The sequence below is a fragment of the Spirosoma aureum genome (genome assembly GCF_011604685.1).
Lineage (GTDB): Bacteria > Bacteroidota > Bacteroidia > Cytophagales > Spirosomataceae > Spirosoma > Spirosoma aureum.
Map to the genome: position 1 here is coordinate 5,275,656 of NZ_CP050063.1, position 13,573 is coordinate 5,289,228.

Genomic DNA, 13,573 nt, shown 5'->3' on the forward strand with positions numbered 1-13,573 from the left:
TTATACCTAGCTTATTTTCCATTTAACGTTTCGAGCTGATTTGCTTCAAAATTCGGGTCAGTGGTTGCCATACCTTTGCTATACACCAGAATTGCTTTTTGCTGAAGCAGGGCACTTTGTAATTCAGGAACCGCCAACTCATGTACAGACTGCGATTTCTGCACACACAAAGCCGCAGCCGTTCCGGCAGCCTGACCCAGCGCCATCCAGCAGGGTTCCATCCGAAGTGTCGAAAAACCGATGTGGGTAGCCGAAGCGGGAACCGGAGCCAACAGATTTTCCAATGGAGAGTCTGGCACAATTACCCGGAATGGTACCGTATAAACCGCCGACGGATAACTAATGAAACCATCTAGATGAATTCGCCCCGCTTCCCGTTTCCGTACGGCGTGCGAATCAAGGGCATAATGGCTGGCCGTTATACTGTCGGGGTGGAGCGGAGGTCGTTCGCCCGGCCTGACGGGTTGAGCGTCCAGTGCCTTGAAAATGTATTTACCCTTCATCCGTCGACCTTCCCGGACGTAGAGTTGCCGGGGAAAATGACCATTGTCGGTGTATTCGTCTTTGGCCCACCCCCACTCGGCGCATTCTTTCCGAAACCAGTCAGGCAGTTCAGTGTCGTTTTGCGCAAAGTAAAACAAGCCCTCCGTATAGTCACGAAGCCGTTGGGCAAAGCGGTCCCGCCATTCCCAGCCCGAGGTTGGATAAGGCCAGTTTTCTTCCGGTAAATCCGTTGAAATAAAAGCGTGGTGTTGGTTATTGCCATCATTCTTCCCGTTGGGCAGTTTAACCATATTCGTCAGCCAGGCAATACCTTTCGGCATACCGGGCATGTCGGGCAGCAAACCGGCTTTGGCCCGTCGCTGATTTTCGGCCCTCTGCGCGTCGGTCAGTTTCATCATGGCAACACCCGTATACGTTCCCGTTTTGACATCGTTGATCAACGATACGTATTCCTCCCGATTGTAACGAGCCGGTTTCTGAATTTTCACCCGAATCTTCGGATCGTTCGTTACGCAAAGCCGGTAATTATACGATTGAACGGCATTATCGCCCTGAAACGTCGAGCCCGGCCCTTCCGGTCCGGCCCAGTATTTATACACCCGCCCGGCTCCTACTTCATTGTAGTCAGATTTCCCTTCTCTGCCAAGAAAGAACGGAACGCCTGCGGCCGCAATCAAATCCCCTTCGTAGGTGGCATCGATAAAAAAACGTCCCCGGTATGTTTCTGTCTTTTTCGTGTTTCGATCGATTACCCGAATGCCTTCAATCTTATTGTTCTGAATCGTTAGATTTTCAGGTTCAAAGTCGAATTGCCGCATGGTCAAAACGGTAGCGTTGGGGCTTTCTTTCAGAAAATCAGCGAAGATTTTGGCGGCTACCGACGGTTCGAAATGGTAACCATCCGAGCAATCTTTCACCTGTTGTGAATCGGCACCGTATTTCCCGACATAATACGCCTTGATGCGCTGAACAAATTCAAGAAACAAGCCACCGGTGGCACCGCGGGTGGCAATGTCGGTAGCGCCAAGTCCATTGGCCGGTAAGCCGCCAATGTGGGCCGTCCGCTCCAGAATCAGCGATTTTTTACCCAGTCGGGAGGCCGCTACTGCCGCCATAATCCCGCCGGGTGTTCCGCCCACGATGATCAGGTCATAGTCGTTTTCAGCGAGCGGGATGGCATCGCCAGCGTGGAGTTCGGCGAGCCCAGTTGTGAAGGCAAGGCCGCTCAGGCCGGATAATTTCAGAAAGTGCCGTCGGGTTGTGGGCATTTTGCGTCAACGAAATTAAATGAAAAGCTTTTTAGTAACCGGGGTTCTGGGTGAGCGCTTTATTTGTCACCGTTTCGATATACGGAATCGGCCACAGATAATCCCGCTCAGGTTTAAAGATCCGGACTTCGACCACCCGCATATCGGCTTTGTTGGGAACCGTACTGTAATCAGGTGTTCCGTTCGCGTCGATACTGGGGGCTGTAGCCAGCAGTCCTTTTGGAATTCGGCCCAGAAAATTGCCCGCCAGCAGTTTGTCGGCCAGTTTCCAGCGACGAATGTCCATCAATCGAAAGCCTTCGTTGGTCAATTCATACTTACGTTCCTTACGAATAACCGAGCGCAGTTCAGCCTGGGTTTTACCCGTTTTGATGGCAGGCATATTGACCGTCGGGCGCTGACGAACCGCGTTGATGGCATCATAGACCGACTGATCGATCTGGTTAGCTTCGATTTTCGCTTCGGCATAGATGAGCAGCACTTCGGCATACCGGATCAGCGTGACGTTCAGCTCCGAATTACTGCGGTCATCTTTGTCGGTCATATCGGTGTATTTGCGCCAGCAATAACCGGTGTAGGTGGCAAACGCATGAATCGCATCCTGGTTGTCGACCCGGGCACCGGTGGTGTAGTTAATCGTCTTGACGCTGTCTTTGTGGGTTTCAAACTTGAAATTGAAGTAGTTGGAGCCCGGCACAGCCACTGTAAAATCCAGTCGCGGGTCGCGGTTTTTGAACGGATCTTTCGGATTGTAAAGGGGTGATTTATCGATCGACAAGCCGTCTGTGCACTCGTAGGAATCGATCAGGATCTGACCCGGCACTTTATTAGATGCGCCCTGCGCATTTCGTGACAGGAAATTCTGGGGTGTACTGTGGATGACTGTACTTGTTTTCAAATACTGCAAGGCAAAGATAATTTCATTCGATGTCTGCCCTTTGTAGGAGAATAGCTCGCCATAGTTGGGATGCAGCTTGTGCACGTTCAGATCCATCACATCCTTGGCCGCTTTGGCCGCAACATCCCACTTTGCGTTGTACAAGGCTGTTCGGGCTTTGGTAGCCAGGGCGGCACCTTTGGTAGCCCGGCCAACATTTTTGGCATCATAACTTACCGGCAGATCCTTGGCCGCGTCATCCAGTTCGCTCAAAATAAACGTGACGCAGTCTTCCTTACTGCCTTTGGGTACCTGCGAGTCCGACAGTCCTACGGTTTTGGTAACCAGCGGCACACCTCCGAACAATTCGATCAGGTAATGGTACATGTAGGCGCGGACAAATCGGGTTTCTGCCCGGTAACGGGCTTGCAGCGTTGCATCCATTTTGCCATCCAGCTTACCCATATTGTCCAGAATGAAATTACAGCGGCCGATAATTTTATACGAGTTGTCCCAGACAGATTTCACAAATCCGTTGTTGCTATCGTGGCTACCTTTCCCGAGCTGTTGCAGGGTGCTGTTGTTCCGATCCCAGCCGAGATCAGTACAATCATCGAGCAGTAGTTGGGTAGGCATTGCATCGGTGGGATGAAAGTTCATGCCTTTGTAACAGCCGTTTACGGCCAGTTCGAGTTCGCTGGCATTGGCAAAATAAGACTGATCGGCCGGGCCTTCCAGCGGAAAACGTTCGAGGTAATCTTCGCAGGCTGTCGTGCTCAGCATCAGGCAAGCCAGCAAAAACCAGTAGTGTATCTTTTTCATTCGTTATGATGTCTTTGAAAGTAGCTATAAATCACGCAGATCTTAGAAGCTGGCATCGATCCCAAAACTGACCATTTTTACCTGCGGATAACTGCGTCCCGTACCGACCGGCGACTCAACGTCGTAGCCGTTCCAGAATTTATCCCAGGTCAGCAGGTTTTGGCCGTTGACGAAAACCCGTACGTTATTGATGCCGGCCCGCTGGGTCAGTGCTGTGGGGAGCGAATAACCGAGCTGAATGTTTTTCAGACGCAGATAGGCGGCATTTCGCAACCAGAAGCTGGAGATCTTTTCGTTGTTCGATTCGCTGAAAGCCAGGCGCGGAAACGTTGCGTTCGGATTTTCCGGCGTCCAGTGATCCTTGTGCTGTTCCTGCACAGTTCCACCGAGGAAAAACGGCATGATGCCCTGCTCGTTCAGCAGCCCGTCGGCCTGGCCAACTCCCTGGAGCACGATGTTCAGGCTAAAGCCTTTGTAATACCCATTCAGCGTAGTCCCATACGTAAACCGGGGAATCGTGCTTCCAAGTACTACGTTGTCGTCACCGTTGATAATGCCGTCGCCGTTCTGGTCTTTGTATTTAATGTCGCCGGGTTTGATCACCCCAAATTGCTGGGCATGGGCAGATACTTCGTCGGCCGTCTGGAAAAGGCCCTCCGCCTGCAAACCGTAAATGGAGCCGATCGGATACCCTTCCCGATTAACGGTCAAACCAGTCTGATTGACTCCCCGCAGATCGACTACTTTATTTTTTACGTCCGAAAGATTAAATCCGATATCGTAGCGAAAATCCCGGACAGCACCTTTGTACGTCAAACCCAGTTCCCAGCCCTTGTTTTCGACGATACCCGCATTTTGATACGGTGGGTTTAATCCAATAATCGTTGGTACATCCAGCCGGAGCAAAATGTCGCGCGTTTGCTTGTTGTAATAATCCGCCGTAATGGACAATCTTGAAAATAATGTTGCATCCAGACCGATATCTGACATCTCGGTAGTTTCCCAAGAAATATCGGAGTTGGCCAGCGTATTCAGCGCCACTACGTTGACGATCTGTTTGCCCAGCGAATAGGGGCCAAATTGCAGTGACGACATAAACGGATAATTACCGCCAGGAATATTCTGATTGCCCAATTGTCCCCACGACCCGCGCACTTTCAACTCATTGACAACCTTCAGCAGTGGCTGCATGAATGATTCCTGCGATATGCGCCATCCCGCCGATACTGATGGAAAAAATCCGTATCTATGTCCACTTGCGAACCGGGACGAACCGTCATAACGAGCATTGGCTTCCAGCAGGTACTTTTGCTTGTAATCATAGTTTACACGACCAAAAAGGGACTGGAGCGCCCATTCCGATGCGCCACCCGTCGTCCGCTGGATGTCGGAAGCCCCCGCATTGATTACCTGATAGTCAGGCAGTAAATACCCTTCCCGATAGGCCGAGTTGTTATCGTTTCGGAAATCCTCACGGGAAAAACCAACCAGAACTTTCAATCCGTTTTCGCCGTAGGTTTTATCGAACGTAAGGGTTCCTCGCAGGGTGGTGTACAACGATTGGTTGGTCGACTCTGTCAGGGAGCTTTTGGCTGGTGCCAGGAAACTCAGTGTACCATCTGGTTTGTATGCCTGGATAGCCTTGTTAAAGTTCTTATCGGTCGATAAAGCGAACTTCGGTGCGTAGGCCACCTCAGCCGTCAGCCCTTCGATGGGTTTATAAACCAGAGCGGCATTCACCAGCACATAAGGGCTATTATTTTTCTTCGTACCCCCATCCCGCGACATGGCAATTGGGTTATCGCCGTTCCAGCCGTCGCCCCAGGTGCCGTTGGAGTTGATACCGATCTGATTGGCTGGAATCCGGTTCATCCAGTGAAATACCTCTTCGGAACCCCGTCCCGGCTCAATTGTCGTAGCGGCCACAAGTTGCAGGTCGGCACGGGCGCTGAATTTCTGCGAAAACTGAATATCCGTATTATTGCGCAAGGTGAACCGCTTGAAACTGGAGTTTGCAATAATCCCTTTCTGATCCAGATATCCGACCGATGTCAGGAAACGAATCTTTTCGCTCCCACCATTCACGCTCAAAAAATGGCTCTGTTGTAAACCGGAGCCCGTAAGTACTTCCTTTTGCCAGTCGGTATCCGGATATAAATCACGATTGGTCGACCCTTCGGTCCGGTATTTCTGGATCAGGGCATCGGCATACAAAGGCGAACGACCCACATTGACATAGGCTTCATTGGTCATCACCATGTGGTGGATCGCATTCGCCATTTTGGGCAGATTGGTGGGTGTCTGCCAGCCGATGTAGTTATTGTAATTAACTGATATCCGGCTTCCTTTGGCCCGTTTTGTCGTTACCAGAATAACGCCATTGGCTGCCCGGGCGCCATAAATCGAACCCGAAGCCGCATCTTTAAGAATAGAGACCGACTCAATCAGGTTTGGGTCGATGCTATTTATTGAGCCTTCGATACCATCAATCAAAACCAGCGGGTCGGGACTACTCCCATTTTCGCCCCCGATGGTTCCAACGCCCCGAATCCGAATCGTTCCGCCATCGCCACCTGGCCTGCCTGACCGCTGAAACACGGTCACACCCGGCATTAACCCCTGCAGAGCGGCCGATGTCTGTCCAACGGGCCGGCGGGTTATCTCTTCACTGGAAATAGACGACACGGCCCCCGTCAGGTTTACTTTTTTCTGGGTTCCGTACCCCACAACGACCACCTCCGACAGTGCTTTGGTGTCGGTTGCGAGCTTTACACCGATGGTGGTACGCTTACCAACCAATACTTCCTGCGACAGGTAGCCGACAAAGCTGAACACCAGCACGGCATTCTCGTCTGGAACATTCACCTGATAAAAGCCCTTGCTGTCGGTGTTCGTACCACGCGTCGTACCTTTCAGGATTACGCTCACGCCCGGCAAAACAGCTCCCGTTTCGTCCGTTACAGTTCCGTTAACGCTCAGATCGGCCACATCTGTTTGTTGTGGCACGGGTTGCTGCGACACATGAATAACGGTTGGTTCGTCGGATTGAGCAGTCTGCTTACTGGATTCTGCCGGTTCTGCTTCCTCGTTTGAAACCGTTGATTTTTCGCGCCGGGCTTCGGTAATCACGTAGGTATCTTTCCGAATTTTCCGAACCCGTAAACCCGTATGCTTCAGGAGCTGGTGCAGGTTTTTCTCCAGCGATAGATTCAGATTCAAGGCATCTGCGGAGACGTTTTTGCCGACCATGATCTGGTCTTCAAAGACAATTTCGACCCGATAATGACGCTGCAAATCGAGTAAAACATTTTTGAGTTGCGTCTGAATGCTTCGGCCGGCGGACCGTTGCAAAACCTGCGCCGACGCGAGTGTCTGGCTAAAGACGTTTATAGGATAACCTGTCAATAAAACAGCCAGAAAACTTAAGTGGTAAACGGTTTTCTTCATGTGGTCTAATCGTATAAAGAGGCAGAATAATTAGTTGTCTTTCAGGAGAAGGGTATTTTCGGTGGAATCGACACGGAGCCGGGATGTCGCTGTCAGCAGTTCCAGAAGTTCATTACCGGTCCGGGCACGGAAATTCCCGGAGATGGTTCGGTGGGCAAGCGAGTCATCCGTAATTTCTACGTTAACCCCGAAGTGTTCGCCAATCAGATAGCAGACTTCCCACAAAGAGGTATTCCGGAAAAGGAACAGATGCTCCTGTTGTGCGGTCAGTGCCTTCACCGGGGCCAGTTTTCGTAGTTGAATCGTACCCTGCTGACTCAACATCACCATTTCACCGGGCTTCATCATTACCTGCTGTTCCTTCGTTGCTGTTTTGTAATCGACCCGGATTTTTCCACGGTCCAGCACGACGTTGGTCCTTTGCTTTCGGGCATACACTGTAAATTCCGTACCCAGCACTTCGACCTGAAACTGATCAGACGTTTTAACCACAAATCGCTGGTGATCTGGCTTGTGTGTTACCGAAAAACGACCTTCACCCGTTAGCTGTACCTGCCGGACATCATTCTGAAAACCAAAGCGGGGTACCCGAAGTGACGAATTGGGTTTCAGGTTAACATCGGTACCATCTTCGAGCCGGATGGTCTGCTCCTGACCGGCAGTTGTCTGATAGGTTTGGTACAGGAATCTGTTTCGCAATGGGCTTAAAGCAAGGCCAAGGACGATCAAAACCGTTGCTGCCACCAGAAAGGGTTTCCATCCCCACAATTGAACTGGTGAATGTCGCATCGACACCGGGTTTTCGACTGCTTCCGGCGCTTCGACCTGATCCAGGCGTTGCGTCAGTTTGTCAAATGCCGCTTCCTGATCGGGTAAAAACTGCAGCGAACGCATTTCCCATTCGAGCAGCCAGCCATGGAAGGTTTCGGCATTGTCTGGATTTTTCAGCCATTCCTCAACCAGTTGTCGTTCGAGCGGGTTGGCCTGTCCAGCCAGATAGGTGAACAGGTTATGTTTCGATAACGAATGATTCATATTCGTAGAATTTGAACGAGAGACTTCGAAAGCCGTATTCCCCCTTAGTTCACTAGAAAAAAAGATTGAGTAAACAAAGCAGCAGGGTCCATTCTTCCCGCAATGTCTGGCGTAAGTGTTTGAGGGCCTTGGAGATGTGAACTTCAACGGTTCGGGGCGAAATCTGCAATTCAGCAGCGATCTCGTCGTATTTTTTGTTCTCGAACCGGCTCATCAGAAAGACCCGGCGACATTGGACGGGCAACTGACTAATGGCCTCATTGACAGCCAAAAAGAGGTTATTGAAATGAACTTCCGAATCGGGCTGCGGCTGGTTGCTCGGCAAATGATTTTCAGTGGCCGACTCGATCGAATCTGTTTTGCCGAATTCTTTGCGCAGGTGCGTATAGGCCTCGTTTCGAACCGCCGTGAACAAGTAACTGATGTAAGACGAGTGTATTTTCCGATAAGCCTCCGATCGGTAGAACTGATAAAATACTTCACTTACCAGATCTTCCGCCAGTTGCCGGGAATACACAAACCGGACCGCATGGCTGCACAATGGCGTATAATACTGCCTGAACAGTAACTCAAATCCTTTGCGTGGCTCCTGTTCAAAAGCTTTTCGCAGAAAAAGTTCTGAATCATATACCGTCGACATCGGCTTTTCTCCGTTTACTGAGGGCGAAGACCAGGGGTCGGGCGAGGGGTTAGTAGACAATACGGTAAAGGTAGCCATTGACTCGGAATTGCTTAAACGAATCAAAGACTTAATTGCACAATTTTACCCTTACTGGTTTTCAAAAGAAAGTGATTTTTTTCTCAAAAAACGTCAAATAAACGAGTTGAGGGGGGTCAACTTCAATCTGTTTCTCTAATTTGACTAACCAATTTGACATAGTTAATAGCTCCTGCTTTGTTTTGAGCCAAGCGTGTTTTTTCGTACCAACAGCAGAAGCCTGAGTCATAGGGCTCAGGCTTCTGCTGTTGGTATATGTTGATCTCAAACGCTTTTATGAAGGAACTTACCATTTACAAACCAGCATCTGGCAAATCAGCGATCGTTGCCCTTGTTGCGCCAAAAATTTCACCCGTAGTGGCATTCTGTACAAAGCCGATGACCTCCCAGTCCTGCTGATTAAAATAGGCAGGAAGTTTAATTGTGCTCTGTCCTTTTTTTTGCTGGGTTAAGCTCATCTGATACAATCCGTGTACAATCTGAGCATGGGACAGCGTGCGCCCGCTATTTTCACCACTGCGTACTTTACTACTGGCCATTTTTTGCACAACAGCCAGCAGTAGCCGATCGGAAGTTGTCCCTCCGGTTACCTGATAATTTACGGTCAAGCTTTCACCATTCTGCTGGGCCTTGAGTGTAACACTAGCTAACGATTCGGTTGTTAATGACCTGTTTAAGGCTTTGCGAAGAGCCGTTTCGTCTGACCCAACATAGCCAGCTTTCCCGTTTATGATAACCTGTGGTGTATAAATCTGCGGTTCGTTGAGCCAATGGCTGTACGCTACCTGCCGCCGGGAATACTCGGAATTACTGAATCTGTCCTTCCAACCCAGGCGATCCCAATAGTCGACGTGATAAGCCAGTACATAAACAGGTTTGTCTTGAGCTTCTTTTTGAATAGTAGCCAGCAAATCATCCGCAGCCGGGCAGCTTGAACAACCTTCGGAAGTAAACAGCTCGATCAGGGCAAATCCTTTACCACCAACAGGCGGTTCAATTTTCGTTTTACCGTTAATAAAGTCATTTACTAGTAGAACCAACATCAAAAGGCTGGCAATGAATGTCAAAACGTTAATGGATTTCATGGTTTCAGTTTTATTTTTTTTACTCAGCAATAGTCTGGTCAAAGCCTCAAGCTCAGCACCAATCGGATGACTGGACTGGTATTGTGGGTGTAATTTGAACCTCGCCAATCAATAACCGTCAACGTCAAAAATTGCCTTGGCAAAGGCTTTGGGGGCTTCCTGGGGAACATTGTGGCCAATGTCTTTCAGGATTCGGTGCGAATACTTGCCGGTGAATTTCTTTTTATAAGATGCTCCGTCGGCGGCCGCTCCATCGAAATCACTGGCAATAGTAATCGTAGGCACCGAAATGACAGGACCGGCAGAAAGTCGGCTTTCCAGATCGTCATAGTTCGATTCGCCTTCAGCCATACTCAGACGCCAGCGGTAATTGTGGATCACAATGGCGACGTGATCCGGGTTGTCGAAAGAGGTTGCGGTGCGCTTGAAGGTGGCTTCATCGAAGTCCCATTTCGGGGAGGCATTTTTCCAGATGAGCTTGTTAAACTCATACCGATTTTCGCTGTAGCCGAGTTTGCCGCGCTCTGTAGTGAAATAATACTGATACCACCATCCATATTCGGCCTTGGGCGGCAATGGCAGCTGGTTCATTATCCGATTAACGATCAGATAACCACTCACGGAGACAAGCGCTTTGCAGCGTTCAGGCCATAGAGCCGCCATAATGTCAGCGGTTCGCGCGCCCCAATCGAATCCGGCGACGATTGTCTTTTCGATCCTGAGCGCATCCATCAACGCAATCATATCGACCGCAAAAATGGACTGCTGCCCATTCCGAAACGTTTCAGGTGACAGAAAACGCGTTGTACCAAAGCCGCGCAGATAGGGCATGATTACCCGGTACCCTTTTGATACCAGTAAAGGGGCTACATCGGCGAAGCTATGAATATCGTAGGGCCAACCATGCAGGAGTAGAACGACTGGCCCGGTAGCAGGTCCGACTTCGACGTAACCAATAGTCAGTACGCCCGCATTTATCTGCCTGATGGGGCCAAATTGTGCGTCTGATCTTTGCTGATTCGTCTTAGGCCCTATTGGTTTTACACCTTCAGATTGTGCATTCGCAGCACGAAACAAGCCGAACTGAGTGGCGGCAAGGGTCAAGACTGAAGTACATAAAAAGTGGCGACGGTCAACTTTGGCTTGATTTTCCATTTGACAATTGTTACTAAGTTTAATTCTGATCAAACTTATTCCTTTCGTCAAACCGGAAACAGCGTTTCAGGGGCTAACCGGGCATTTTGATCGGCCAGTTGGACAGTTTTACTGTCCAGTTGCCAGTGAGTGTTTTTGATAATCGAACTTTAGGGTCTGTTAGAGTCTCAATTGCTACATAACAATTATCGGTTTTCGAGCCAGCTTAAAAAAGTTGGTGCTTTTTCCTTATTGATCAGCAATTTATCGGGCGTCGGAATAACCAGTTTTACGTATAGTTTACGCATAAAATAATGTTCTACTTCTTTTACTGCGCTAAAATTGACGATATACTGTCTGTTCAATCGGAAGAACTGACTGGGTGATAATAGACTGCTGATCTGATCGAGCGACTGATTGACCGTGTACTCCTGTAGATCGAAGCACTTGATCGTAGACAGTTCGTTCCTGATATAAAAGAAAGCGATACTATCTGTCGCAATGGTGATGTATTTATTGTTTTTAAATACCAGGAAACTCTTTTTGCCGGTGGGCGGTGTCAATTGAGCCAACAGGTCATTTAGGCCAGTTATGGCACTCTGCTGGAAAAAAGAACGCAGTTCATCCACTTTCCTGAAGGCGTCGATGATATCATTTTTTGAAAATGGTTTTAGAACATAATCAACGCTATTGGCTTTAAAGGCTTCCAGCGAATATTCGTCAAATGCAGTACAAAAAATAATGGGGCACGAAATTTTAACTGTCTTAAAAATCTCGAAACATAATCCATCCGACAGTTGGATATCCATAAAGATGAGGTCAGGCTGCTTGTTTTCAGTCAGGTACTTCACCGAACTTTCAATACTCTGAAGCTTTGCAATTACTTTGGCCTCTGGTCTTACTTCTGTTATGATCGTTTCAAGGGATCGTGCCGCCTTTACTTCGTCTTCAATGATGATGATGTTCATGAATGATGGGGAGTTTTATTTTGAAGGTATTATCGTGTGTTATGACCTCTATCTGCCTGTCCAACAGGTGACTATACCTCTGTTTGATATTTTGAAGCCCAACGCCTAATGAAGACTCCTCACTTCTTTTTAGTTGAAGCTGGTTCTCAAGAACGAGTGCATCATTCTCGGTATACAGTTTAATCTGCAATGGCCGTTCCAGCGATACGATATTGTGTTTAATGCAATTTTCGATCAGTAACTGCAAAGTAAACGGAGGTATAAGCGTGTTTAGATAGTCTTTCTGAACGGTATTGGTAAATATAAAACCTTCCTCAAACCGTGCTTTCAACAGAAAGTTATAAGCCTCTACGATTTCCAGCTCTTCCGATAAATGGATCAGGTCTAATTTGCGGCTCTCCAGGGTAAATCGATAGAAATTCGCCAGTTTCAGAATAAAATCCACCGAGTTTTTATCCCCACTTTCAACCATAACCTTCAATGTATTCAGGCTATTGAAGAGAAAATGAGGGTTGATCTGCTGTTTGAGCAATTCGTACTGCGCTCCCAGGTTGTCGGCCGTTGTTCGTTCGAGTTCGATGTTCACCTGCTGATTCCTGTAGTTCTGATAGAGCAGATGCAGGAGCATGTAAAAAACCAGGTTAATAAGTATTCCCCTCACCTCAACCATCAGCATCACGGGTCCGAAATTGATATGAGCCAACAGGAGTTGCTGGAGGGAAGCTAATCCCAACATAACCACCATACCAACTAACAGGCTGCTTAATAGCCGATAGTAGGAAATGGTCCTGTTGCCGTATTGTGAGTAGTGTTTGGGTAGCGTGTATAGGTTATAATACCACACAAAAAGAGAAAACAGACTGGTAATGGCCGAGTTGACCGCTGCTTCCGCAGCGTTGAAATGTCGCTCAGCTATCTGAGGTACGGATGATAACAAACCCAGGAAAATCGAACTGACCCATATGATTCCAGGAGAGATTTTAAAGTTTGTATTTCTCATTGACTAATAAATTGGGAGTACAAAACCAGCCAGCACAAAGCTTATCTTCCTCGCTCATTTAAGCAAGAACGATTTATGTAGAATTCTGTGATCAAGCACAACCGTTGCGTTCACTATAAGCCAGCTCCGGCTAAAAAATAGCCTGCCGTGTTGTAACGGCAGGCCATCTAGTCAGGCTGATTTGGTTTACAGCAGATTGATAACAACGTTAATATTGCCTCGGGTAAGTTTCGAGTAGGGACAGGTTTGATGCGCCGTTTTCACCAATGTCTGAGCAACGTCACTGTCCAATCCGGGTAAGCTCACAGTAAGGCGAGCCTGAAGTAAGTAAGCTCCAGCCGTGTTAGCCAGGTCAACTTCCGCATCGATGGCGAGGTCAGCTGGGAGTTTAATCTTCATGTCGCGGGCCGCAATCCCCATCGCTCCTTCGAAACATGCCGACCAGCCAGCAGCGAATAGTTGCTCGGGATTGGTACCAATGCCCGGTGTTCCCGGCGATGAGAGCTTAACGTCCAGTCGTCCATCCGAGCTTCTGGATGCGCCATCCCGACCGCCGGTCGTATGAGTTTTACCGGTATAAAGTACTTTCCCAACTTCATTGATGTTGATTTCTTCGAAAATTTTGGTCGAATTCAGGATTAATACTTCGAGATCATTCGTTTCCATTGTCTTAAGATTCAAGTCTGATTGTTTCCTCAAAAGTATTCTTCCAGCA

General features: G+C 48.6%; 10 protein-coding genes. All 10 read right to left on the reverse strand.

The annotated features are described in order from the left end of the window. Positions 1 to 11: 11 nt before the first annotated feature. Positions 12 to 1,772, reverse strand: coding sequence for an FAD-dependent oxidoreductase (locus tag G8759_RS21050; protein ID WP_167211972.1), 1,761 nt, complete (start codon positions 1,770 to 1,772; stop codon positions 12 to 14). A 31-nt stretch (positions 1,773 to 1,803) separates the two neighbouring features. Beyond that, positions 1,804 to 3,471, reverse strand: a complete 1,668-nt coding sequence (locus G8759_RS21055) for a RagB/SusD family nutrient uptake outer membrane protein (protein ID WP_167211975.1) — start codon at positions 3,469 to 3,471, stop codon at positions 1,804 to 1,806. A gap of 42 nt (positions 3,472 to 3,513) precedes the next feature. After that, complete coding sequence (locus tag G8759_RS21060) at positions 3,514 to 6,918, reverse strand: SusC/RagA family TonB-linked outer membrane protein (RefSeq protein ID WP_167211977.1); 3,405 nt, start codon at positions 6,916 to 6,918, stop codon at positions 3,514 to 3,516. Between the two features lie 30 nt (positions 6,919 to 6,948). Next, positions 6,949 to 7,953: a FecR domain-containing protein gene (locus G8759_RS21065; RefSeq protein ID WP_167211980.1), complete on the reverse strand. Its 1,005-nt coding sequence runs from the start codon at positions 7,951 to 7,953 to the stop codon at positions 6,949 to 6,951. 52 nt (positions 7,954 to 8,005) lie between these two features. Next, positions 8,006 to 8,671, reverse strand: a complete 666-nt coding sequence (locus G8759_RS21070; RefSeq protein WP_167211983.1) for an RNA polymerase sigma-70 factor — start codon at positions 8,669 to 8,671, stop codon at positions 8,006 to 8,008. A gap of 293 nt (positions 8,672 to 8,964) precedes the next feature. After that, entirely contained in the window at positions 8,965 to 9,756 is a 792-nt protein-coding gene (locus G8759_RS21075) for a DUF1223 domain-containing protein (RefSeq protein ID WP_167211986.1), read from the reverse strand. Positions 9,757 to 9,864: 108 nt separating this feature from the next. Then, positions 9,865 to 10,911 carry an alpha/beta fold hydrolase gene (locus G8759_RS21080; RefSeq protein WP_167211989.1) on the reverse strand — a complete coding sequence of 349 codons (1,047 nt, stop codon included), beginning with the start codon at positions 10,909 to 10,911 and terminating at the stop codon, positions 9,865 to 9,867. Between the two features lie 185 nt (positions 10,912 to 11,096). Beyond that, positions 11,097 to 11,858: a LytR/AlgR family response regulator transcription factor gene (locus tag G8759_RS21085; protein WP_167211992.1), complete on the reverse strand. Its 762-nt coding sequence runs from the start codon at positions 11,856 to 11,858 to the stop codon at positions 11,097 to 11,099. Continuing rightward, positions 11,839 to 12,858, reverse strand: a complete 1,020-nt coding sequence (locus tag G8759_RS21090) for a sensor histidine kinase (protein WP_167211995.1) — start codon at positions 12,856 to 12,858, stop codon at positions 11,839 to 11,841. Before G8759_RS21090 ends, G8759_RS21085 begins: the two co-directional genes overlap by 20 nt. Positions 12,859 to 13,044: 186 nt before the next feature. Further along, positions 13,045 to 13,524 carry an organic hydroperoxide resistance protein gene (locus tag G8759_RS21095; RefSeq protein WP_167211998.1) on the reverse strand — a complete coding sequence of 160 codons (480 nt, stop codon included), beginning with the start codon at positions 13,522 to 13,524 and terminating at the stop codon, positions 13,045 to 13,047. Positions 13,525 to 13,573 lie beyond the last annotated feature (49 nt).